Source organism: Actinorectispora metalli (assembly GCF_056323685.1).
Map to the genome: position 1 here is coordinate 2,748,086 of NZ_JBREYE010000001.1, position 23,773 is coordinate 2,771,858.

Genomic DNA, 23,773 nt, shown 5'->3' on the forward strand with positions numbered 1-23,773 from the left:
CGATCGGACCGCGAAGTGCGTACGTTCAGGCCCAGCCAGCGGTAAGCACTACCTGGAGCGCAATGAGCAATCGCAATAGGAATGGCCGGACCACGGCGCCCGCCCGAGACGCCAAACAGCTGGCGGTGATCATCACCGCGGTGCTGGCGGTCGTGCTGGGCGGCACCGCCGCCTTCTTCGGCTGGTCGTGGTGGAGCGCGGCCAACGACAGCTCGATCTCGCGGGCTATGCAGCGGGACGAGGCGCTCCAGGCGGGCAGACAGCACCTGACCAACCTGCTCACGCTGAACTACCAGAAGGTCGACGAGGGCCTCGACCGCTGGCAGTCCTCGGCCACCGGCTCCTTCCTTGACGTGCTCGAGCACGACCGCGAGGCCACGAAGAAGGCGATCGTGGACGCCAAGAGCGTGACCGAGGCCCAGGTGCTGGACGCCTCGATCGTCGAGTTGGAGGCGGAGGCGGGCAAGGCCAGGATGATCGCCATGGTGCAGACGACCGGCAAGGCGGGCGAGAACCAGCCGGTGAACAGCAGGCTGCGCCTGGAGACCGAACTGCTGCGCACCGACTCGGGCTGGAAGATCAGCGCCTCCCGCGGCGTCCCGGTGCTCTCCGGCCAGACCCCAGGGGGTGGGAAGTAATGCCGCCGTCCCGTCGCAAGAACGTCGCGGGCATCCGCCGCCCGAAGGTCGCGGGCAGGCTCCACGAGCCCGCCGAGCGCCAAGCAGGCGCGGACGAGCCCGCCGAGCACTCGACCGGTCCGGATCAATCCACCCAGCGCCCGGCCACGGACGAGGCCCCTCGGCACGCGGCCACCACGGACGAGGCCACGGCGCGCGTCACGACTCCCGCCACCAACGGCATCGCTCACGCGGAGGAGACGGCGACCGTCCCCGCCGACCTTCGCGAGGCCGCCGCGCTCTCCTCGGGGGCCACCACCACCGCCGACGCCCCGGCCGAGGACGCGCCGCCGAAGCGGCGACCCGCCCGTAAGGAGACCCGTGAGACCAAGCCCGCCCCCGCCGCCGACGGCACCGGCCGGTTCGGCACGCTGCGGGCGTGGGCGCTGCCGATCGCGCTCGGCCTGCTCGCCGCCGTCTTCGCAGGCCTCGCCACCTGGTTCTACCTGGAGTCCAGCGATCTCCGCGACGACCCCGCGGTGGCCAACGAGGCACTGACGGACGGTCCCGAGAGCAGCAGGGTCGTCGGCCAGCTGACCGCGGGCGTGGAGCAGATCTTCAGCTACAACTATGCCGACGTCGCCCCCACCGAGGCCGCCGCCAAGGACCTCCTCCGCGGTGACGCCGTCAACCAGTACAACCAGCAGTTCGACCTGGTGAAGCAGCAGGCCCCCGGCCAGAAGCTGGTCGTCAAGGTCACCGTCCGCGCCGCGGGCCTGAAGATGCTCCAGGGCGACCTCGCCGAACTGCTGATCTTCGTGGACCAGCAGGCCACCCGCAACGGCGCCGAGAACTTCGGCGGCCCCTCCCAGCTCGCCGTCAAGGCCAAGCGCGAGGGCGACAAGTGGAAGATCATCGAACTCAAGCAGTACTGATCGGCCTGAGCACACCGGCGTGAGTGCGGCACGCGGTCCCACCGGGCCGGGTGCCGCACTCACGCCGTTCAGGGCACTGTGCTCCCAGACACTGTTGTGGGATCTCGGGAGCCGGTCCGCAGTACGGTTTCGGCCGTGGCTGGTGTCGATCCCCTGTTGCTGGTCTCCGCCGAGGAGAAGGAGCGGCTGATCGAGCTCACGCGGCGGATGGACGAGTTGGCCGATTGGGTGGTCGGCACCGACCTTGGCATCGGTTCCGCCGATCGTGGCAGGCTGGTCGACTCGCTCGCCGACGCGGTGCTCGCCGGGGCACAGGTGCGCAGCAGGCTGGAGCGGACGCCCAGTGACGAGGAGCGGATCGCGCACCTCGACTTCCCACCCGGCTGAAACCACCGCCCGCGCAAGCCCTGGACCGGGGCGTTCGTCCATTCGGGAGTGTTCGTCACGGGTCGTGGTCGCGTGGACGCGCTGTGCTGTGGCCAAAAGTTATGTTGTGATAACCGCCACACTTTGCCCGCGCTCCTGGGCGGCTTCCGGTGTCGATTCGGGTCCGAAATGCCCCTACGGAAGGTCTCGGGAAGCGTTTCAAGATCACTACAAAGGGTAGTGTCATCCCCGCATCGGTGATTCCACGGTGATGGCTCCGCTGAATCGTCCGCTCGGGTCTTACCGCAGGTCAAATCCATGGCAGGCACCCGCCGAACGGTCACGGAAGGTGACTTCGGAGTGCGCCAGCGGGGTGATCGAGCGAGAAATTCTTGACTGCGGCGCCGGGTCGGGTCAGGCTGTCCGTGAGCAGTCGCCGGTGTCTTTGCCGGCCGACTCGACAGTCGCCGTTCGCGTGGCTAGACTGCCCCTTTGCGCTGCCCTTTTTCCGTCTGCCCTCCCCCGGGGGCCTTTTGGAACACGGGCACCCGTGCACCCTTGACAGCTGTGTTACCGCTGCCGGCGCAGTGGTTTTCCCAGCTACAAGTCCCTGGAAGGACGCATCTTGGCAGTCTCCCGCGCGACCAAGGCCACTGCTGCGACCAACTCCATGTCGGGGATCCCGGGGGCACCGAGGCGAGTGTCGTTCGCGAAGATTCGCGAACCGCTCGAGGTGCCTGACCTTCTGGACCTCCAGACTCAGTCGTTCGAATGGCTTACCGGATCCGAGGAGTGGTTCCAGCGTCGGATCGACGCTGGGGATGATCTTCCCGTTGGCGGCCTCGAAGAGGTACTCAACGAGATCTCCCCCATCGAGGACTTCTCCGGCTCGATGTCGCTGTCTTTCTCCGACCCACGCTTCGACGAGGTCAAGGCCTCCGTCGAGGAGTGCAAGGACAAGGACATGACCTACGCGGCCCCGCTGTTCGTCACCGCGGAGTTCACCAACCACACCACTGGCGAGATCAAGAGCCAGACGGTGTTCATGGGTGACTTCCCGATGATGACCAATAAGGGCACGTTCATCATCAACGGCACCGAGCGTGTCGTGGTGTCCCAGCTGGTGCGGTCCCCCGGCGTGTACTTCTCGCACGACGTGGACAAGACCACCGACAAGGACATCTTCAGCGTCAGGATCATCCCGAGCCGGGGTGCCTGGCTGGAGTTCGACGTCGACAAGCGCGACACCGTGGGTGTCCGCATCGACCGCAAGCGTCGCCAGCCGGTGACCGTGCTGCTCAAGGCCCTCGGTTGGACCACCGAGGCCATCCGCGAGCGGTTCGGCTTCTCCGAGACGCTGATGGCGACCCTGGAGAAGGACCACACGGCGGGCACCGACGAGGCGCTGCTCGACATCTACCGCAAGCTGCGGCCCGGCGAGCCGCCGACCCGCGAGTCCGCGCAGACCCTGCTGGAGAACCTGTTCTTCAAGGAGAAGCGCTACGACCTGGCCAAGGTCGGCCGGTACAAGGTGAACAAGAAGCTCGGCGTCTCGCTGCCCTACACCACGGGCGTGCTCACCGAGGACGACATCGTCACCACCATCGAGTACCTGGTCCGCCTGCACGCTGGCGAGACCTCGGCGACCTTCGGTGACCACCCGGTTCCGGTCGAGGTCGACGACATCGACCACTTCGGCAACCGGCGCCTGCGCACGGTCGGCGAGCTGATCCAGAACCAGATCCGGGTCGGCCTCTCCCGGATGGAGCGCGTGGTCCGCGAGCGGATGACCACCCAGGACGTCGAGGCGATCACGCCGCAGACCCTGATCAACATCCGCCCCGTTGTCGCGGCGATCAAGGAGTTCTTCGGCACCTCCCAGCTGTCGCAGTTCATGGACCAGACCAACCCCCTGGCGGGCCTGACGCACAAGCGTCGCCTCTCCGCACTGGGCCCCGGTGGTCTGTCCCGTGAGCGCGCGGGCTTCGAGGTCCGCGACGTGCACCCCTCGCACTACGGCCGGATGTGTCCGATCGAGACGCCGGAAGGCCCGAACATCGGCCTGATCGGCTCGCTGTCCTCCTTCGCCAGGGTCAACCCGTTCGGTTTCATCGAGTCCCCGTACCGCAAGGTCGTGGACGGCGTGGTCACCGAGCAGATCGACTACCTGACCGCCCACGAAGAGGACCAGTTCGTCAAGGCGCAGGCCAACACGCCCATCGACGACGACGGCAACTTCCTCGAAGAGCGTGTGCTCGTCCGCAGGAAGGGCGGTGAGCTCGACCTGGTCGGGCACACCGACGTCGACTACATGGACGTCTCGCCGCGTCAGATGGTCTCCGTCGCCACCGCGATGATCCCGTTCCTCGAGCACGACGACGCCAACCGCGCCCTGATGGGCGCGAACATGCAGCGTCAGGCGGTTCCGCTGCTGCGCAGCGAGTCGCCGCTGGTGGGCACCGGCATGGAGTTCCGTGCCGCGGTCGACGCCGGTGACGTCGTGACGGCGGAGAAGGCCGGTGTCGTCGAGGAGCTCTGCGCCGACTACGTGACGGTGATGGCCGACGACGGCACTCGCCGCACCTACCGGATGCACAAGTTCCGCCGCTCCAACCAGGGCACCTGCACCAACCAGCGGCCCATCGTCGCCGAGGGCGACCGGGTCGAGGCAGGCCAGGTCATCGCGGACGGGCCGTGCACCCAGAACGGCGAGATGGCGCTCGGCAAGAACCTGCTCGTGGCGATCATGCCGTGGGAAGGTCACAACTACGAGGACGCCATCATCCTGTCCCAGCGCCTGGTGCAGGACGACGTTCTCACCTCGATCCACATCGAGGAGCACGAGATCGACGCCCGCGACACCAAGCTGGGCGCCGAGGAGATCACCAGGGACATCCCGAACGTCTCCGAGGACGTGCTCGCCGACCTGGACGAGCGGGGCATCATCCGCATCGGTGCCGAGGTGCAGCCGGGCGACATCCTGGTCGGCAAGGTGACGCCGAAGGGCGAGACCGAGCTGACCCCGGAGGAGCGCCTGCTGCGCGCCATCTTCGGTGAGAAGGCCCGCGAGGTCCGCGACACCTCTCTGAAGGTGCCGCACGGTGAGACCGGCAAGGTCATCGGCATCCGGGTGTTCAGCCGGGATGACGACGACGAGCTTCCCCCCGGCGTCAACGAACTGGTCCGCGTCTACGTCGCGCAGAAGCGGAAGATCCAGGACGGCGACAAGCTGGCGGGTCGTCACGGCAACAAGGGCGTCATCGGCAAGATCCTCCCCGCGGAGGACATGCCGTTCCTGCCCGACGGCACCCCGGTCGACATCGTGCTCAACACCCACGGTGTGCCGCGTCGTATGAACATCGGCCAGATCCTGGAGACCCACCTCGGGTGGATCGCCAAGCAGGGCTGGTCGATCGAGGGCGAACCGGACTGGGCCAGCAAGCTCCCCGAGGAGCTGTACACGGCCGAGCCGGGCACGAACACCGCGACGCCGGTGTTCGACGGCGCCAAGGAGGAGGAGATCATCGGTCTCCTCGGCTCGACCAACCCCAACCGGGACGGCGAGCGCATGGTTGGTGAGACCGGCAAGGCCCAGTTGTTCGACGGCCGCAGCGGTGAGCCGTACCCGTACCCGATCGCGGTCGGCTACATGTACATCCTCAAGCTGCTGCACCTGGTCGACGACAAGATCCACGCCCGTTCCACCGGCCCGTACTCGATGATCACCCAGCAGCCGCTGGGTGGTAAGGCCCAGTTCGGTGGTCAGCGCTTCGGTGAGATGGAGTGCTGGGCGATGCAGGCCTACGGCGCGGCATACACGCTGCAGGAGCTGCTCACCATCAAGTCCGACGACGTGCTCGGCCGCGTGAAGGTCTACGAGGCCATCGTCAAGGGCGAAAACATCCCCGAGCCCGGTATCCCGGAGTCGTTCAAGGTGCTTCTCAAGGAGCTCCAGTCGCTGTGCCTCAACGTCGAGGTGCTCTCCAGCGACGGTGCCGCCATCGAGATGCGCGACGGCGACGACGAGGACCTGGAGCGGGCCGCCGCCAACCTTGGCATCAACCTGTCGAGCCGCCCCGGCGCCGACTCGGTCACGGTCGACGACGTCGTGAACTGACTCTCGCCTCCGGTGCCTGCGAGCGAACCTCCCGCTCGCTCGCAGGCACCGGGTACGCGACCACCCGCCTGCACCAACGAAGGGGAGAAGATCAGACGTGCTGGACGTCAACTTCTTCGATGAGCTCCGCATCGGCCTGGCCACGGCCGACGACATCCGCCAGTGGTCATACGGCGAGGTCAAGAAGCCCGAAACGATCAACTACCGCACCCTGAAGCCGGAGAAGGACGGGCTCTTCTGCGAGAAGATCTTCGGTCCTACCCGGGACTGGGAGTGCTACTGCGGCAAGTACAAGCGAGTCCGGTTCAAGGGCATCATCTGTGAGCGCTGCGGCGTCGAGGTCACTCGCGCCAAGGTCCGGCGTGAGCGGATGGGCCACATCGAGCTGGCCGCCGCGGTCACCCACATCTGGTACTTCAAGGGTGTGCCGAGCCGATTGGGCTACCTGCTCGACCTGGCCCCCAAGGACCTGGAAAAGATCATCTACTTCGCAGCATACGTGATCACCTCGGTGAACACCGAACTGCGACACAACGATCTGCCGACGCTCGAGAACGAGATCGGTGTCGAGCGCAAGCGCGTCGCCGACAAGCGTGACGCCGACATCGAGGCCCGCGCGCAGAAGCTGGAGGCCGACCTCGCCGAGCTGGAGGCCGAGGGCGCCAAGAGCGATGTGCGTCGCAAGGTCAAGGAGGGCGGCGAGCGTGAGATGCGCCAGCTCCGTGACCGGGCGCAGCGCGAGCTGGACCGGATCGACGAGATCTGGGACACCTTCACCAAGCTGGACGTCAAGCAGCTGATCGCGGACGAGCTGCTCTACCGCGAGCTCATCGACCGCTACGGCGAGTACTTCACCGGTGCCATGGGTGCCGAGGCGATTCAGCAGCTGCTGAGGACCTTCGACATCGACGCCGAGGCCGACAACCTGCGCGAGACCATCCGCAGCGGCAAGGGGCAGAAGAAGCTCCGCGCCCTCAAGCGGCTCAAGGTCGTCGCGGCGTTCCAGGCCACCCGCAACAACCCGCAGGGCATGGTGCTGGACTGCATTCCGGTGATCCCGCCGGACCTGCGTCCGATGGTGCAGCTCGATGGTGGCCGCTTCGCCACCTCCGACCTGAACGACCTGTACCGTCGGGTCATCAACCGGAACAACCGGTTGAAGCGGCTGATCGACCTCGGCGCGCCCGAGATCATCGTGAACAACGAGAAGCGGATGCTGCAGGAGGCCGTCGACGCGTTGTTCGACAACGGCCGCCGCGGCCGTCCGGTCACCGGGCCGGGCAACCGTCCGCTGAAGTCGCTGTCCGACCTGCTCAAGGGCAAGCAGGGCCGGTTCCGTCAGAACCTGCTCGGCAAGCGCGTCGACTACTCGGGTCGTTCGGTCATCGTGGTCGGCCCGCAGCTCAAGCTGCACCAGTGCGGTCTGCCCAAGCAGATGGCCCTGGAGCTGTTCAAGCCGTTCGTGATGAAGCGGCTGGTCGACCTCAACCACGCCCAGAACATCAAGTCCGCCAAGCGGATGGTCGAGCGTCAGCGCGGCCAGGTGTGGGACGTGCTGGAAGAGGTCATCACCGAGCACCCCGTGCTGCTCAACCGTGCGCCGACGCTGCACCGCCTCGGTATCCAGGCCTTCGAGCCGCAGCTGGTCGAAGGCAAGGCCATCCAGCTGCACCCGCTGGTCTGCGAGGCGTTCAACGCCGACTTCGACGGTGACCAGATGGCGGTGCACCTGCCGCTGTCGGCCGAGGCGCAGGCCGAGGCCCGCATCCTGATGCTGTCCAGCAACAACATCCTCTCGCCCGCCTCCGGGCGGCCGCTGGCGATGCCGCGTCTGGACATGGTCACCGGTCTGTTCCACCTGACCAAGCTGCGCGAGGGCGGTGTCGGCGAGGGCCACGCGTTCTCCTCGCCCGCCGAGGCGATCATGGCCTACGACCGCAAGGCGCTGGACCTTCAGGCCAAGGTCAAGATCCGGGTGCACGACCGCGTCCCGCCGCGGGGCGAGGAACCGGAGGGCTGGGAGCCCGGTCAGGCATGGCTGGCCGAGACCACCTTGGGCCGGGTGCTGTTCAACGACCTGCTCCCGGCGGACTACCCGTTCGTCAACGAGCTGCTGCCCAAGAAGCGCCAGGCCGTGATCGTCAACGATCTGGCCGAGCGGTACCCGATGGTCGCGGTGGCGCAGACGCTGGACAAGTTCAAGGACGCCGGTTTCTACTGGGCGACCCGTTCCGGCGTCACGATCTCCATCTCCGACGTGGTCGTGCCGGAGGCCAAGAAGGAGATTCTCGAGGAGTTCGAGAAGCTGGCCGACCAGGTGGAGAAGCGCTACCAGCGCGGTCTGCTCTCCTACCGGGAGCGCAACGAGGAACTGGTCAAGATCTGGGGCCGGGCGACCGACGAGGTCGCCAAGGCCATGGAGAAGAACTTCCCCGACGACAACCCGATCCCCACGATCGTGCAGTCCGGGGCGGCCGGAAACATGACCCAGGTCCGCCAGCTGGCCGGTATGCGTGGTCTGGTGTCGAACCCGAAGGGTGAGTACATCCCGCGGCCGATCAAGTCCAACTTCCGTGAGGGCCTGTCGGTGCTGGAGTACTTCATCTCCACGCACGGTGCCCGAAAGGGTCTGGCCGACACCGCGCTGCGTACCGCCGACTCGGGTTACCTGACCCGTCGTCTGGTGGACGTCTCGCAGGACGTGATCGTCCGGGAGACCGACTGCGGCACCGACCGCGGCATCCAGATGCCGGTCGTCGAGGAGACCCCCGACGGCAGGTTCGTCCGGCACCAGCACATCGAGACCAGCGTCTACTCCAGGACCGCCGCGGATGAGGTCACCGATGGCGAGGGCAACGTCCTCGTCACCCGTGGCTCCGACATCGGCGACCCGGCTCTGGACGCCATGCTGGCCGCGGGCATCCGCCGGGTGAAGGTCCGCAGCGTGCTGACCTGCGAGGCCGCCGTGGGTGTCTGTGCGACCTGTTACGGCCGCTCGATGGCCACCGGCAAGCTGGTGGACGTCGGCGAGGCCGTCGGCATCGTGGCCGCGCAGTCCATCGGTGAGCCCGGCACCCAGCTGACGATGCGTACCTTCCACACCGGTGGTGTGGCCGGGGACGACATCACCACTGGTCTGCCGCGTGTGCAGGAGCTGTTCGAGGCCCGCGTGCCCAAGGGCAAGGCGCCGATCGCCGACGTCGATGGCCGGATCCGCCTCGAGGAGGGCGACCGGTTCCGCACGATCACCATCGTGCCGGACGACGGTAGCGAAGAGGTCGTCTACGACAAGCTGTCCAAGCGGCAGTGGCTGGCCACGACCATCGTGGATGGCAACGAGCGGCCGCTGCAGGACGGTGACCGCGTCAAGGTGGGTCAGCAGCTGCTGGAAGGCGCTGCCGACCCGCACGAGGTGCTGCGGGTCATGGGTCCGCGTGAGGTGCAGCTCCACCTGGTCCGCGAGGTCCAGCGGGTGTACCGCACGCAGAGCGTGTCGATCCACGACAAGCACATCGAGGTGATCGTCCGGCAGATGCTGCGCCGGGTGACCATCATCGACTCGGGCACCACCGAGTTCCTGCCCGGCTCGCTGCCCGACCGCAGCGAGTTCGAGACCGAGAACCGGCGGATGGTGGCCGAGGGCGGCGAGCCCGCCGCGGGCCGTCCGGTGCTGATGGGTATCACCAAGGCATCGCTGGCCACCGAGTCGTGGCTGTCCGCCGCCTCCTTCCAGGAGACCACGCGTGTCCTCACCGACGCCGCCATCAACGGCAAGAGCGACAAGCTGGTCGGCCTGAAGGAGAACGTGATCATCGGCAAGCTGATCCCGGCAGGCACGGGCATCAACCGCTACCGCAACATTCAGGTGCAGCCGACCGAGGAGGCACGGGCCGCGGCCTACGCGATCCCGTCCTACGACGACGGCTACTACACCCCGGATGTGTTCGGTACCGGCACCGGTGCCGCCGTTCCGCTGGACGACTACGACTTCGGCCGCGACTTCCGCTGAAGTTGAACGCGACAGGGCCCGGTCCACTTCGGTGGGCCGGGCCCTTCGCTGTGCCCGATACTGTCGCGGCTTCGGCCAGGCATGCCGGGCAGTGCACGGTGTCTCCGTTGCGCTGGACGGCTGCGCTGGTTGGGTCATTTCCGCGCACCGGCTCGCTTCCGGCGGTAGGGTGACTGCTGTCACATAATGTGACCGGCGCGCGCTCTGGTCACCCTCGTGACAACCTCGGTCGTTACCTGGGAGGGGAGCCCATGTCGATCGACCCGCAGCTCAACGGAACCCACTGGCCGCCGCGCACCTTCATGGCCCGGCTCACTCCGGAGCACGGCGCCGAACTACTGGCATTGTCGCCCCCGCGCATGCTCACAGAGGGCGAGCAACTGACCTGTCAAGGCGATGAGGGCACCCACGTTTTCCTGCTGCGAGCGGCAAAACCCGACGCGGTCGCCTGCGTGAAGGTCGTCGCCACGTCGCGCAACGGCTGTGAGAGTCTGCTCGGTATCCGCCTCGCAGGAGACATCGTCGGCGAGCTCGCGGCGTTCCGAAACGGCAGGCGCAGCGCTACCGTCACCACCTGTACACCCACCGTGGTGCACAAGATCCCTCGCGAGGCATTCCTCGGTTTCCTCGGCGGCAGGCCGAGGGTGTGGGAGGCGCTGTGCAGGTTGTTGGCGGATCGGCTGGACTGGGCCAACCGTCGCAGGCTGGACTTCATCGGCTACGACGTACCGGTGCGGTTGGCCAGGGTGATGCTGGAGCTCGCCGAGCGGCATGGCAGGCGCAACGGCAACGGCATCGAGCTCGGTGTGCAGCTCTCGCAGATCGAGCTGGGCAAGTTGATCGGAGCGAAGCAGGACGCGGTCGCGGTTGCGATCCGGCAGTTGCGGGAGGGCGGACTGGTCAGGTCGTTCTACCGCGGGGTGGTCATCACGGACCTGCGGGCGCTGCGCGTTTTCGCCGACGTGGATTGATCACAAGGCCGGATTTTTACGGGGTCTGATCATGCACCCGCCGACAGACTCGGCGTCGCATGGTTCCGATACTCCGAAGGCAGATCACGTGACCGCAACCGACAGGGTCAGTCGCCGGATCGTGGTTGCCCTGGACGCCCAGGGCTACAGCACGCGAGACGAAGTACAGCAGGAGGAGATGCAGCGCGCGATCGCTGCTGTCACCGCGGTAGCGGCGTCCCGCGCTGGTCTCGACCGATCGAGGTGGGACGTCCAAGAAGCAGGTGACGGCCTGCTGGCCGTGCTTCCCACCGACGCCCCAGAGCCGCAGGTGATCGACGGCTTCACCCGTGAGCTGGCCAAAGCGCTGCGGGACTACAACCACGACCGCCGCGAGGCCGCCTGGCTGCGCTTGCGGTTGGCGATTCACCAAGGCCTGGTGAAGACCGGCGCGATCGGCTTCTCCGGCCGAGGGGTGGTCGCGGTGAGCAGGCTGGTGAATAGCGACGCGGCACGGGCCGCCTTGGCCGCGTCCGAGACCGTGCAACTCGTCGTTGTGCTGTCCGATTCGCTGTTCGCCGAGGTTGTTTGGCAGCGGCATACCTCGCTCTCGCCTGTCGATTTCCGGGAGGTGGAGGTCAATGTCAAGACCTTCTTTACCAAGGCCTGGCTGCATACCCCCGGCCACGACGTCCGAGCGTTCACCCTTCCCGAACCGACCGCATCGGCATCTCCCGCACAGCCCGGCGCGGCCATCAGCCCGACCATCGGATCGGTGACCGGTGAAAACGTGGTTTTCGGCGTGCAGAACAGGTACGCATGATGAACGCCGCGGAGGAGGCACGGGTCGAGAGCGACGCTGAGGCCCGGTCTGCCGTCGACCCGCCCGTCGAGCAGCAGGCGGGTCGACGGCAGGCCAAATCGAAGTTCGAGCAGGGCACTCTGAACAACGTCCGCAATTCGTTTCACGGCGGCTCTTTCACCATCGAGCACGCAGTGTTCGGGGCGGCAGATGGCTCGGGAGGCACACCGTCGCGCGCGACCGGGCCGGTGGCCGAGGCGGAACTGGCCAAGGTGGTGCGTTGCCACGTGGAAGCGGCCGAGTATCCCGCGGCTCTCGACGCGCTCGCCGAGCATCGCGTTGTGGTGCTTGCCGGGCGGCGTGGACTCGGCAAGCGTACGGCAGCGCTGCGCATGCTGTACGAAGTGTCCGATCGGGTGGTGTGCCTGTCTTCTCAGCTCAGCCTCGCCGAACTAGCCGGACGCGACTACGACACCGAGAGCGGCTACATCATCGAGGACCATCGCGTCGCGCACACTGGCGTGGACGCTGAGATCAACTGGCGGTCGGTCTGCACGCGATTGGTCAAGGCGGACGCCTACCTGGTGATCACTACGACGCTCGCGCAGTGCACGACGGTCGACACAGTGCCGCGTGTCGACTGGAGCCTGCCCGATCCGCTGCGGCTGCTGAGCAAGAGGTTGCGCGAGCAGCCCGAGGCGCGGTTGTGGGACGTGCTCGCCGAGGGCCTCGCGGAAGCCCGGTACACCTCCGACGTGGTGGAGGTCGCGGACAGCCTCAATCGCGGCAGATCGGTCGAGGACGCGTTGCGCCACCTTGACGCCGCCAAGCAGCGGGTTGTCGCCGAATGGTTTGAGCGAGACCCGAGCAGGCGCCAGATCTTGGAAATGACCACCCTGGCATTCGCGCTGGGGGCCGATGAACGCACCTACGAGTCGATGCTCGAGGCGCTCGCCATTCGGCTCGACGAGCAGATGCCCGCGCCCGCGGTGGAGGCCTCGGCGGAGGCGGAGCAAAGCCTGCCCCAGCGCCGACGGGCCTACACCGGCGAGAACAGCCTGATCACACGCGAACCAGTCACCTCCGGACCGGTCACCCGCACGGCGTTGTCCTTCCGGGATGTCGAGGACCGCCATGTCCTCGGCGAGCTGTGGAGCCGCATGGAGGTCGCGTTCTGGGACGCGGTCCGGGAGTGGCTGGACGATATGGTGCTGACCGGCGGCGGACGCATCGACGGCGGCTTGGCCGCGCTCGCCGAGGTTGCCTTCGACGAGGTGCACCACATTCTCGAATCCTGGTCGGCGGGCTCGCAGGGGTGGGCTGGCCAGGAGATGGCCGTGTTCGTGCTGTGGCGGATGTCGTTGTCGCCATTGGCGCCTCTCGCCCAAGAGATCGCGACCGCGTGGATCACCTCCTCCGATCACGCGCGCCAGTGGACAGGGGCGGTGGCGTTCATCGGCGACCTGGCCGCCCGCTATCCCCACGAAGCCACCAATCGGCTGTGGGAGCTCTGCGTCCGAATCAGCCGCGGCGACGACAGCGGTGAGGTCGTACTGGTGTTGGCGGAGCTGTTCGTCACGCTGGTCAGGGATACCCCGGACGCGGGCATCGTGCTGAGCGCGTTGGCCCGCAAGGTGACACGGTTCAGCCGTCCCGGCGGCAACCGAAGGCTGCTGGGACTGGCGATCGAGACCTCGCTCGCGGTGTTGTCCGCTCGTGACCCGGAGACCGGTCGCCGATCGTTCCTGCTTTACCTGGACACGTACCCCGGCAAGCTCAGGCGGGTCGCGCGCCTCTGGGCGGCGGTGTTGTGCAACCGCCCGACGCGGTTGCAAGGGCTCCGCTCGCTGCGGGACGCGTTGGCGGAGTTGAAAAAATACGGCGAGCAGCCCATCGAGCTCGCGCGCAGGCTCGGGGAGGCCTTGGCCGCCGAGCTGCCACCGAACGAGCGGGACCAGCTCCAGCTGGAACTGCGCACCATCGCCACTCACGGCGACCGGGTCAACAACTCGCTCATCGTCGCGATCATCACCGCTCTTGCCCGATACAGGTCCGTTGCTCAGGAAATGGTTGAGGAAATACAGTGAGCCAGGCGTATCCGATTGTTGACGAAAGGTCGTTGCGGCCCGTCAAGCCGCAGGGCTTGCTGCGGCGGCGCAAGCGCGAGGTCAGCGAGGTCCCCGAGGCCAGAGCCCACCACCGGCTCGTGTACCTGGTGCACGGGGAATATGTGCTGGACAACTCCGCGCTCGCGTTGGATGCCGCCGACGTCGTCGATGCCAGTCACGTCAGCTTGGTGGATGTCACCACCGATGCCGAAGTGACGGTGCGGTTGAACATTCCCTCTCGAGACGCGAGCACGTTCACCTTGCAGGTGACTTTCACCTGTACCGTGACCGACCCGGTCGCGGTGGTGCGGGAGGGTCTGCCGCACGCCGAGTCGACGCTGCGGGCCTACCTGCGGGGGCATCACCGGCTGTTCGAACTGGGCTTGGACTACCCGCTGTCGGCGATCAACGAGGCCCGCCGCAAGCTGAACAGTCAGGTCAAGGCATTCGTGACGGTGGTGCCCCCGGTCTTCATCGGGATGACGGCGGAGTTCGCGAGCGTCGAGGTGCTCACCCCGGAGGAACTCGCCAAGTTCGAGAAGTCGCGGCGGGACCAGTCGCAGCAGCTGGCGATCGATGCGGAGCGGCAGCGTGGTACTCAGTCGCTGCGGATGGACCAGACCCAGTACGAGCGGTTGGTGGAGTCCGGCGCGTTGCGCCACCGACTCGACCTGGACGCCGAGCAGCGCGAGTACCAGCGGTTCCAGCACGAGAAGACAGTCGCCGCGCTCACCGACGACCCCAAGAGCGTGCTGACCTACGCGCATGCCACTGGCGACATCACCGCGAAGGATCTCGCCGCCGAGTTGCAGCGGCAGCACCAGGACGCGCTCGAGGCCTCGCGGGAGGAAGCCAAGGAGCGCCGGGCCTGGGAGCGCGACGACAAGCGGATGCGCTGGCAGCAGGAGCAGCACAACCGGGACCAGGACCAGCAGAACCGCTGGCGCACTACGGAGTGGGAGCGGGCGGACCGCCTGCTCGACCGCGAGGAGCGGCAGAAGGAGCTTCAAGCGAAGCTCGATCTGATCAAGGAGCTGGCCGACCACGGCCACCTCAACATGCTCAACCTCCAGCTGGACAAGGTGGTCAGCGCCATGTTCGACACCGGCGCGCAGGCACTCGGCGGGCAGGATCCGGCGGCCTTGCCGAGGTCGGGCGACCGGCCACCTGCCGCAACACGCACATGTCGCGCCGATGATGTTGACGACGACGTGAGGGTGAGGGAAGAAGATGCCGACTGAGGTCGGTGCGGCGCCGCCACGGACAGAGGCCGACGATGGCAGGGCTGTCCGGTCCTCGCTACCCAACGACGCGCCAGTCGGCCTGTACCGGCCGGTGACGCCGGACCTCGGCATCGCGCGCAGGCTGCGGTCCGTCGCGGGCATCAAGGAGGACATCCTCGACTGGGCGCCGGAGGAGCGGCCACGCTATACCCGGCTGGGCGCGATTATCGTGAACACCGGGCTGATGGCGGGCCTGTCGATGGTGGTCGCACTGGCGGGCGTGGTGGACAACGCGTGGTGGCTGTTGGTCCCCTTCGGCGTCCTGTGGGGCTATGTGATCATGACCTTCGACGGGTGGCTGATCGCCAGCACCCACGGTGTGCTCACCAGGTCGAAGCTGGGCATGTTCCTGCCCCGTCTGGTGATCTCTGTCCTGTTGGGCGCCGCCATCGCCGAACCTTTGGTGCTGTGGGTGTTCAGTCCGTCGATCCGCAACGAGATCAGCGAATTTCGCAAGGAGCAGGTGGAGGCCTACGAAGGGCGGCTGAAGGCGTGCAATCCGGTGTCCGGTGAGCTCGTCGCCGGTCCGGACTGCGCGAGTTTCCGGCTCAACCTCGCCGACGGCCCGCAGGTTCTACAGAAGCAGGTATCCGAGGCGACTGCGCTGCGCGAGGAGTCCAAGACGACGCTGACCAGCCTGAACGGGCAGCTTCAGGTACTGGAGAAGCTTGCGCAGGATGAGTGCGCGGGTAGGCCGGGGCCCGGACTGACCGGTCAGCGGGGCGACGGCAACGAGTGCAGGCGCAACCGGCAGCAGGCGGACCAGTTCCGCGCCGACAGCCGGATCGACGCCCGGCAGGCCGAGCTGCTGGCCTTGGACCAGAAGCTCGTCGAGCTCAACCAGAGGCTCGCGCAGGCCAGGCAGCAGGGTGGAACGGAGATCACCGAGGCGATCGCGGGCAAGGTTGACGAGATGCGGAGGAACATGGCGGGCCGGGGCATCCTTGACGAGGTGGACGCGTTGGAGCGGCTGTCCGATGACAGCGCCGCGGTGACGGTGACGAGTTGGGTATTACGACTGTTGCTCATCGCGATCGACACGCTTCCACTGTTGAGCAAGATGATGAGCGGCACCACGACCTACGACGTGATGGTCTCCCGGCAGTTGGCGTCGGCGAGCAGACTGCATGACAAGCACTCCGCGCTGCACGAGCGGCGGGACAGCGTCGACCTGGACATTCTTATGCAGCGCGTGGAGCAGAAGCTACGCAACAAGACCGGGGAGCAGGACCATAAGGAGCGGTCGGAGCGGGCAAAGCAGAAGATGGAGCAGGACCGGCAGATCGACGAACTTGCCGCCGTGCTGGAGAGCCAGGAGGGTCGACCATGAACGAGGCCGTTCTGCCGTCTCAGCCTAATCAGGACGCCTGGGACACCCTTAGCATGGTGGTCGGTTTCGTGCGGCACGCGGAGAACAAAGCGGGCATCGCGCTGGCCTCGGGCGGCGTGATGGGCGGGATGCTCTACAACTTGGTCAAAGACCAGGCGTACCTGCCCGCGGCGATGCGCTGGGCGACCATCTTCTGCGGATTGTTCACGATTCTGACGATCGTCTGCGCGACGGCAGCGCTGTGGCCCCGGCTGAGCGTCGGCGGCGGGAGGCCCAGCCTGCTGCATTTCGAGCGGATCTTCCGCGAGTTCGGCCGGGACAAGGACGCCTACGTGACCAGCTTCGGCGTAATCGTGGCTGATCAGGACCGGATGCGCCGCGAACTCGTCGCCCAGATCTGGGCCAATGCGTTGGTGGCCAGGATCAAGTACTGCTGGAGCAAGTACGCGATGCTCTCGCTGCTGCTGGCTGTGTGCGCTCTTGGTGTCACTGGCACCCTGGCGTTTCGCACCTGGTGATAAGGGGAGGAAGGCCCGGGCTCCGGGGCCCGGGCCTTTCATTCGGCTCGGTCAGTCTTGGACGAGCTTGCCGTCGCGGACCACGTAGTTCGTCGGGCCGGAGCAGCCGATGGACGGGGTGAGGAGCAGGTCCACCGTGAAGCGCTCGGTGGTGCTCGCGGCGCTGAACTGGCAGACGGACTTGCCGCCGGTCAGTGGGAACCAGAACCAGCCCTCGGCGGCGCCGACCTGGATGCGGTCCTGCTCCTTCCAGCGGCCGCTCGCCTGACGGGACAGCACGAGGTGGGTGGTTGCCGCCAGGCTGTCCTTGGTGCCGCGGGTGACGTGCACGGCGACCCGCAGGTCCTTGCCCAGCGTGGTGGTGGCGATCTCCTGCTGCTCGACCTGCCTGGTGGTGGCGGTGGACTGGTCGGCCACGGCGGAGCCCGCGATGCCGGATGCGGCCACGGCAACGGCCAGCGCCGCGATGAAGGTACGAGAGATCGGTTTGCGCATGGTGTTCCCCCAACAGTGCGGCGGACCCGGGCGGACAACCGGGACACCAGTGAAGACGCTCGATCAGCCGCCGGGGTTGTAGTCCAACGGGGTGAGCCGGGGGAATCGGCATAACCAGGGCGGAAAGGGCGCGACGGCACCCTTTCCGCCCCATTTTCCTGCGGAGGTCAGCGGATCACGAAGTCGAAGGTGCCTTCGTAGGTGTTGTTGGTGAGCGGACCCAGCTTGATCGTGCATTTGCGGTTGATCAGCTGGTCACGCCGGTTGTATTCGGCGAATGGCTGGCCATAGGCCTGGGTGTCGTCCGGGAAGAACAACTGACTGGTCAGCACCGGACCATTGGGGCGCTGGACTTTCACGTGAATGTGCGGCGTGCGGAATCCGCCGACATCGTTGTAGTAGCGCGGGATGATGGTCCGCACCCGGAAGGTGCCCTGGGCTCCGGTGAAGAGGTGGCCGCGCAGCCGGTAGCCGGTGTTGTCGTAGCGGCCGTTGCGGTCGGCCTGCCAGAACTCGATCAGCGCCCGCTCGATCGGCTTGCACAGTTCGCTGTAGACCACGCCGGAGAGGTTCAGCAGCACACCGGTGACCCCGTCGGTGACCAGGTCGTTTCGCTCAGGTGTGTTGGGCTTGAAGTACGGGCCCTCCATGACCGGCGGCGTGTAGTCGCGTTCCTTGCACTCCGGGGTCAGCTCGAGGGCGCCCGCCTGCGGCGCGGTGAAGGTGGTGCCCGCGGCCACGCCGCCCGCCGTCACCGCCACCGCGGCGACAGCGCCTGCCTTCAACACATCGCGGCGGGAGCTGGTGTTGTCTTGGTGTTCGGGAAGTTGGTCGCTCATCGGTTGCTCTCTCTAAGGCATCTTTTCAGGGCAGGGAGTTGTCAGGGCCCTACAGATCACGTCTGCACCTAGGTAGCTCGAACACTATGCGGCGCCCGGGGTATTGGAAACCCGGTAATCGAAGGACATCTGTTTTCCAGCTCAACAAAATGGAATTGACGTCCTAATCAGGAAAGCGAGGTGTCGACATCGGTCCGATTCGAGAAAACTCGCTGATCAGTTTCTCGTCCCGCACCCGGAAGCGGACGCCCTCCGAGCAACCGATCGACGGCGTCACCAACAGGCTGACGGCGATCGTCTCACCTGTCGAGAACGTTCTTCGCGTGGGTCAACCGATCGGGCCTCAGCTCGCCGGGTAGCGGGCGTACCACTCCTCGTCCTCGGGCGGCTGTTCGCCGAACTCGCGCAGGGCGTCGGTGGCCAGCGTCTGGACGACCTCGCGCAGCTCCAGATCCCGCAGCCACTCCTGCGGGATCGCGGCGGTGCCGTACATCGCGCCGGTCAGGTTGCCCGCCACGATCGCGGTGGAGTCGCTGTCCCCCGAGTGGTTCGCCGCGACGATCAACGCGTCGCGCAGGTTGTCCGTGCAGAGCGTGGCGCACAGCCCGATCGCCAGCGCCTCCTCGCCGACCCAGCCGCCGCCAAGCTCGGCGGCGATCTCCTCCGGTTCGGGCACCCCCCGCTCCGCCAACGCCATCGCCGCGTTCAGCCGCGAGATCTGCTCCTCGTGCCCTGGCCTGCGCACCAGCAACTCGCGGGCGGTGTCCACCGCGCTGGGCAGCTCGACACCGTCGAGCAGCCGGTGCACGATCACGGCCAGCGCACCGGCGGAAAGGTAGCCGCTGGGGTGGCTGTGGGTCAGCGCCCCGGTGCGCGCGGCCAGCTCGAACACCTCGTTCACGTCATCGGACCACAGCGCGACCGGAGCCGCCCGCATGACCGCGCCGCAGCCCTTGGAGTCGTTGAGCGCGTTGGTCAACGTGCCCTGGTTGCCGGTCTTCCCGAAGGTGGTCAGCGCCGACATGCAGGTCTGCCCTGGCGCCCTGGTCGCGAACAGCCCCCGGTTGCCGATCAGCCACCCGTCAGGCTGCGGGCGGTCGGTGCCGAACACCCCCGCGATGTGCTGCCACTCGGGGCCCTGGGTGTGCAGCCAGCGCTGGTAGGCGTGCTGCACAGCGTTCAGCGGATCGGCCACCCCGTGCCGCCGCTTGGCGATGTGCCCGCGGATCAGGCCTTCCAGCGTGAACAGCATCATCTGCGTGTCGTCGGAGATCTCCCCAAGCCCGCTGTCCGCGCGGTGATAGTCGGTGAGCCCGTCCGCGCCGAAGCGCCGCCGGATGTCCTCGATGCCGCTGAACTCGATCGCGAACCCCAACGCGTCCCCGCACGCGCCCGCCAGCATGCTGCCAAGGAAACGGTCCTGTTTGGACGGCGTGGCCCTGGGCCGCGGCGCCCCGAAGGCCTTGCGCAGCGCGGCCCCGGCCTCCGCGGCCCCGTTCCTGGCCGCCGCGACGAGCTCATCGGCCTTCACCGGCACCCCGATCTCGGGCGGCAGGTGGAAGTACAGCTCGGCCGGGCCCATCGTCGCCAGGATGTCGACCAGCTGGCTGCCGGTCCACCGGAGGTGGACGAACCCATCCGGGGTCTCATCCTCCGAGGGGAAGGCATCCAGCCGGGCCCGACCCTCCTCGCCCTCCCGCACGACGAGCGAGAGCTCATCGCCCGGCCTGCCGAGCAGGATGAACTGCTCGTGCAGGATCGCGGCGAAGGCGGTCTCCGCCGAGGCGTACCCGGTCGCGTACAGATGCAGCACCTGCCCGAGGAACGTGTCCGGCCGCGGCCATCCCCGCCCCATCGGCGAGGGCCGGTAGTTCTCGTTCGCCCGGTATTCGTCGGTGATCTCGCCTGCCTCGTCGACCAGGTAGGCGCCCGCGATGGCATGCGGCGGCGCCTTCTCCGTCGATCCGAACAGCGGATCCACCACGTACACCCACGCCCCCGGCTGCTGCCTGGCCGCCGCCCGCAGCTGCTCGGTGATCGGCGGCCGCGGCACCTCGTCGTCGCCTTCCGGCGCCTCGGTCTCCGCGGGCGCCGCCGAGTTGTCGGGTTCGGCGTGGTGCTCGTCGTCCGCGGGCTGCCTGGGTTCCGGCGGACCCTGCGGTCCGGGCGCCTGGACAGGCTCCTCGGTCTGGTCGTCGCCCGGCCGCCGCGGCTCGGGCGCCGCCGGCTGGTTGACCGAGAAGTCGGCGTCGCCCGGCCGCCTGGGCGCGGGAGGGTCCGTCGGTCCGTCGGGCGCCTCGGGTTCGGGAGGGTAACCGCCAGGAGCGTGCTGCCCTGGCTCGGAAGGCGTCGCCGGTCCTGTCGACTGGGCGGGTACTTCGGGCTCGGGCAGGGGGGTGCGCTGCTCAGACTCGGGGGCCGGTGCCGGTTCTGTCGGCTGGGCCGGTGCTTCGGGCTCGGGTACGGGAGCGTGCCGCTCACAATCAGGAGGCGGCGCCGATTCCACCGGTCGTGCCACTGCCTCGGATTCGGCGAGGTACCCGCGAGCCTGCCGCTCGGGTTCGGCAGGCGTTGCCGGTTCTGCCGGTTGGGCGGGTGCCTCAGGTTCGTGAAAGTAACCGCCGCGGGTGTGCTGACCGGGCTCAGATGCCGGTTCGGCGGGTGCTTCAGGTTCGGGGAGATCTCCGCTGAGAGTGTGCTGCCCGGGCTCCGAAGGTGCTGGTTGCTCCGTTTCCGCAGGACCGGTCGACCAGCTGTTTTCGTCGAACGCCCACGACACGGCCGGTGTGGACACGCCATCAGCGGCCACCGGCTCGTTGATCGGGTCGGGCTCCGCCGGTCCAGCCAGTTCGCGGATCTCGGCGCGAACGTCGAGGTCCTCCGCCCACCCCGGCACAACCTGCCCTGGTCGCGCCGCGCACAGCGCGCCGGTCAGCGCCGCGGTGACCGCCGCGTTGCGCGGCAGTGCCCCGACGAGCGCCAGCAACCGCTCCACATCGGCGGGCCCGGCGAGCACGGCGCAGACCGTGACGGCCAACGCCTCCTCGGCCACCCGCCCGCTGCCCAGCGTGACCAGGTGAGCGGACTCCAATCCGCCGCGAGCGTCCTCGGCGATATACCGCGCCCGCCGCAGCGCCCGCACCACATCGTGATACCCGTCCCGACCCCGCACCTGCGCATCCGCCTCGGCGACCGCCCGCAACGGCTCGTCCCCCGCCAGCAGCCGATGCAGGATCACCGCGAACGCCCCACCCGCCAGCGCCGCCGTCGGATGCCGGTCGGTGGCCGCGACCACCTCGGAGGCGACCAGGAACACCTCGGCAGGCTCCTCGACCCACAGCGCCACCGGCACCGCGGCCACCAGGCTGCTGCCCGACCGACTGGCCCCGGAGGAGAACCCCGGCCGCCGCCCCAGCTCCGCGGCCGCCGCTCTCCCCCCGCGAGCCAGCACCTCCGCGGCCGTCAGCGCCTGCCGCACCTCGACCGTCGTCGCCGTACGTCCGCCGTTGCCCAGCGCGTTCCCTGCCGCCATACCGAGCAGAACCCGCTCGATGCGTTCCCGATCCATGGTTGTTCTGTTTGCCCCGTCCCGATTTCCTTTGACGTCGCAGCCAACTCTCTCGGCCCGCCCACGTCAATGAAACCGCCGACACACCGGACGGTTCTACTCAACCACCTCAACCAACCAGCCACCCTCCACCAACCGCGGGATGGGGGCAGACAGCACATATGCCGTCCCCCCGCCCGTCCGACCCTGATAAGGACTCGCGGTTCCGGTAACCGCGCGGACCTCGCGTTCGACGCGGTAGCGGTGGGTTTCCGACCGGTCCCAGTCGTCCGGCAGCGCCCGCTGCTCGAAGGGGGTGTCTGCCAGATAGACCGAGGCCGTGTCGCGGGGACCGTAGTGGTCGAGTTCGGTGCCGACACTGATCACACAGCTCAGCTTGTCCGTGTAGAGCGACAACGGTGGATCTTCCGGCAGCGGCTGGCACGGCCACTCGTAGTCGGCGAGTTCCTCATCCGGCTGCCGCTGCAGTTTCCGCCAGTCGAGGTAGAGCCGCCCGATGAGGTAGGCCGACGCGGCGTCGACCTCATCGAAGGTGACCGACTTTCCGGACCTCTCGCCATCGGACCAGAACACCCGATACCCGGTGGGCTCCGCGAGCAGGCACCACGCGTTGTCCGCTTGCTCCCAAAAGGCCAGATGGCGGCGGCTGATCGTGTAGTCCGAAGCGAACCACCGCACCCGCCACTCGGCCTTGGAAAGCTCATCCTGCGGCTCGACGTTGCCCACCGGCGTGCTCATCACCACGGCCTTGGCGGCGGTCATCCTCGGTTCGGCCACCGTCGCAGGCAGGCGGTACCCGCGGGCCCTGATGTGGTCGACCAGCCCCGGCGACGGTGCGAGCGCGTTGTGTCGCAGGTAGTGCAGCTCTGCCGCTGACCACACCCATTCGCCGTCGGTGTGGAAGGCCACCGGCACGTTCTCGCCCTTGTCGGGTTCCAGCCAGTTGTCGGTCATCCCGCGCCCGGCCAACACGATCGGCGCCTGTTCCAGGTATGCGGCGATCCGGCCCTGCTCCCAGGGCGTGAGCACCGGTCGGTAGGCGAGGTTGTCCACGTCGAACACCCCGCCTTTCAGCGGCGGACGATTCAACGGGGCACCCGCATCCAGCGTGATGTGGTGCGCCATCGCCTGATCCACCAGCCACGCCGGGCTGGCCTGGGCCGACCTGGGCAGCAGCCGCAGCTCCCAGTAGCACGCCTCGACAAGCTCCGCGGGGCTGGCCGAGGCGAAGCCCGGCGCGTTGCGGTGCTCGACCTCGATCACCGGCGGCGTGCTGCGGCCAAGCCGGAACCGGGCCGAGAACCACGCTCCGGTCAGCGGGCTGTACGTGACCAGCCGGTGCCGCCGAATCCACTGGCCGATCAGCGGCTCCGGCACCCACGGGTGGGTCCCGTCGTCCAACGTGACCGTGCAGACCAGTTCCATCCGAGTCCCCAGGGCGAGGCAGGAGACCTCCGCCGCCCGCCATCCGGCGGGTAACGACCGCCCGACGGCGTCCATCAGCCCGGACACCACGGCTTCCGGCGCGACCAGCGGCGGCGCAGGCCTGCCCGCGGCGGCGGGCGGGGGGAACGGCGGCGTGACCGGCTCCTCGACCGGTTTGTCGATCCTCAGCTGGAACACCCGGTCGCCACCCTGCCCCGGCGCGTACGCGACCGGCGCGCCCTGGGCCGGCGTATTCCAGGTGCTCAGCCCGAAGCGGCTCTCCAACGCCGCTTCGGAGAGGTCCCCGTGGGGTCCGACGCACACGAGGTGATCGGCGGATGCGGGCGTGACCGGGTGCACCCGGCCCTGCCAGGCGGCGAAGTCGCCGTCGACCGGCTGACCGATGATCAT

15 protein-coding genes are annotated in these 23,773 nt (G+C 67.8%); 11 read left to right on the forward strand and 4 right to left on the reverse strand.

Features of this window, described 5'->3' with window-relative positions:
• Window positions 1-62: 62 nt before the first annotated feature.
• From ACU6XJ_RS12985 to ACU6XJ_RS13035, 11 genes are all read left to right on the forward strand, one after another.
• Window positions 63-638 carry a hypothetical protein gene (locus ACU6XJ_RS12985; protein ID WP_476310268.1) on the forward strand — a complete coding sequence of 192 codons (576 nt, stop codon included), beginning with the start codon at window positions 63-65 and terminating at the stop codon, window positions 636-638.
• Window positions 638-1,552 carry a hypothetical protein gene (locus tag ACU6XJ_RS12990; protein ID WP_476310271.1) on the forward strand — a complete coding sequence of 305 codons (915 nt, stop codon included), beginning with the start codon at window positions 638-640 and terminating at the stop codon, window positions 1,550-1,552. The genes ACU6XJ_RS12985 and ACU6XJ_RS12990 overlap by 1 nt, the downstream gene beginning before the upstream one ends.
• Before the next feature lie 135 nt (window positions 1,553-1,687).
• A complete protein-coding gene (locus ACU6XJ_RS12995; RefSeq protein WP_476310274.1) occupies window positions 1,688-1,939 on the forward strand; it encodes a hypothetical protein in 252 nt (83 codons plus the stop codon).
• Between the two features lie 604 nt (window positions 1,940-2,543).
• Complete coding sequence (gene rpoB / locus ACU6XJ_RS13000) at window positions 2,544-6,035, forward strand: DNA-directed RNA polymerase subunit beta (protein ID WP_476310277.1); 3,492 nt, start codon at window positions 2,544-2,546, stop codon at window positions 6,033-6,035.
• Between the two features lie 97 nt (window positions 6,036-6,132).
• The gene (locus tag ACU6XJ_RS13005; RefSeq protein WP_476310280.1) at window positions 6,133-10,044 is read left to right on the forward strand and encodes a DNA-directed RNA polymerase subunit beta'; all 3,912 of its coding nucleotides are present in this window, start codon (window positions 6,133-6,135) and stop codon (window positions 10,042-10,044) included.
• A gap of 251 nt (window positions 10,045-10,295) precedes the next feature.
• A complete protein-coding gene (locus tag ACU6XJ_RS13010) occupies window positions 10,296-11,015 on the forward strand; it encodes a Crp/Fnr family transcriptional regulator (protein WP_476310282.1) in 720 nt (239 codons plus the stop codon).
• A gap of 88 nt (window positions 11,016-11,103) precedes the next feature.
• On the forward strand, window positions 11,104-11,817 hold the full coding sequence (locus tag ACU6XJ_RS13015; protein ID WP_476310285.1) for a hypothetical protein: 714 nt from the start codon (window positions 11,104-11,106) through the stop codon (window positions 11,815-11,817).
• Window positions 11,817-13,883, forward strand: a complete 2,067-nt coding sequence (locus ACU6XJ_RS13020; RefSeq protein WP_476310288.1) for a hypothetical protein — start codon at window positions 11,817-11,819, stop codon at window positions 13,881-13,883. Before ACU6XJ_RS13015 ends, ACU6XJ_RS13020 begins: the two co-directional genes overlap by 1 nt.
• Window positions 13,880-15,145 carry a hypothetical protein gene (locus ACU6XJ_RS13025; protein WP_476310290.1) on the forward strand — a complete coding sequence of 422 codons (1,266 nt, stop codon included), beginning with the start codon at window positions 13,880-13,882 and terminating at the stop codon, window positions 15,143-15,145. Before ACU6XJ_RS13020 ends, ACU6XJ_RS13025 begins: the two co-directional genes overlap by 4 nt.
• Window positions 15,135-16,517, forward strand: a complete 1,383-nt coding sequence (locus ACU6XJ_RS13030) for a DUF4407 domain-containing protein (RefSeq protein WP_476310293.1) — start codon at window positions 15,135-15,137, stop codon at window positions 16,515-16,517. Before ACU6XJ_RS13025 ends, ACU6XJ_RS13030 begins: the two co-directional genes overlap by 11 nt.
• The gene (locus ACU6XJ_RS13035; protein ID WP_476310295.1) at window positions 16,514-17,035 is read left to right on the forward strand and encodes a Pycsar system effector family protein; all 522 of its coding nucleotides are present in this window, start codon (window positions 16,514-16,516) and stop codon (window positions 17,033-17,035) included. The genes ACU6XJ_RS13030 and ACU6XJ_RS13035 overlap by 4 nt, the downstream gene beginning before the upstream one ends.
• A gap of 51 nt (window positions 17,036-17,086) precedes the next feature.
• On the opposite strand, the gene ACU6XJ_RS13040 is transcribed toward ACU6XJ_RS13035, so the two are convergent.
• The 4 genes from ACU6XJ_RS13040 to ACU6XJ_RS13055 all read right to left on the reverse strand — a co-directional run bounded on the left by ACU6XJ_RS13040 (window position 17,087) and on the right by ACU6XJ_RS13055 (window position 23,773).
• The gene (locus ACU6XJ_RS13040) at window positions 17,087-17,530 is read right to left on the reverse strand and encodes a hypothetical protein (protein ID WP_476310297.1); all 444 of its coding nucleotides are present in this window, start codon (window positions 17,528-17,530) and stop codon (window positions 17,087-17,089) included.
• Window positions 17,531-17,697: 167 nt separating this feature from the next.
• Window positions 17,698-18,369 (reverse strand): dioxygenase family protein, encoded by a 672-nt coding sequence (locus ACU6XJ_RS13045; protein ID WP_476310300.1) that lies wholly within the window; start codon window positions 18,367-18,369, stop codon window positions 17,698-17,700.
• 343 nt (window positions 18,370-18,712) lie between these two features.
• Window positions 18,713-21,937: an ADP-ribosylglycohydrolase family protein gene (locus tag ACU6XJ_RS13050; protein ID WP_476310303.1), complete on the reverse strand. Its 3,225-nt coding sequence runs from the start codon at window positions 21,935-21,937 to the stop codon at window positions 18,713-18,715.
• Window positions 21,938-22,033: 96 nt separating this feature from the next.
• Window positions 22,034-23,773, reverse strand: coding sequence for a TNT domain-containing protein (locus tag ACU6XJ_RS13055; protein ID WP_476310306.1), 1,740 nt, complete (start codon window positions 23,771-23,773; stop codon window positions 22,034-22,036).

Bases quoted from the DNA above. Each gene is read 5' to 3' on its own strand.
- ACU6XJ_RS12985 (WP_476310268.1), top strand. From the start codon at position 63: ATGAGCAATCGCAATAGGAATGGCCGGACCACGGCGCCCGCCCGAGAC.
- ACU6XJ_RS12990 (WP_476310271.1), top strand. From the start codon at position 638: ATGCCGCCGTCCCGTCGCAAGAACGTCGCGGGCATCCGCCGCCCGAAG.
- ACU6XJ_RS13010 (WP_476310282.1), top strand. From the start codon at position 10,296: ATGTCGATCGACCCGCAGCTCAACGGAACCCACTGGCCGCCGCGCACC.
- ACU6XJ_RS13020 (WP_476310288.1), top strand. From the start codon at position 11,817: ATGAACGCCGCGGAGGAGGCACGGGTCGAGAGCGACGCTGAGGCCCGG.
- ACU6XJ_RS13030 (WP_476310293.1), top strand. From the start codon at position 15,135: ATGCCGACTGAGGTCGGTGCGGCGCCGCCACGGACAGAGGCCGACGAT.
- ACU6XJ_RS13035 (WP_476310295.1), top strand. From the start codon at position 16,514: ATGAACGAGGCCGTTCTGCCGTCTCAGCCTAATCAGGACGCCTGGGAC.
- ACU6XJ_RS13040 (WP_476310297.1), bottom strand. From the start codon at position 17,530: ATGCGCAAACCGATCTCTCGTACCTTCATCGCGGCGCTGGCCGTTGCC.
- ACU6XJ_RS13045 (WP_476310300.1), bottom strand. From the start codon at position 18,369: ATGAGCGACCAACTTCCCGAACACCAAGACAACACCAGCTCCCGCCGC.
- ACU6XJ_RS13050 (WP_476310303.1), bottom strand. From the start codon at position 21,937: ATGGATCGGGAACGCATCGAGCGGGTTCTGCTCGGTATGGCGGCAGGG.
- ACU6XJ_RS13055 (WP_476310306.1), bottom strand. From the start codon at position 23,773: ATGATCATCGGTCAGCCGGTCGACGGCGACTTCGCCGCCTGGCAGGGC.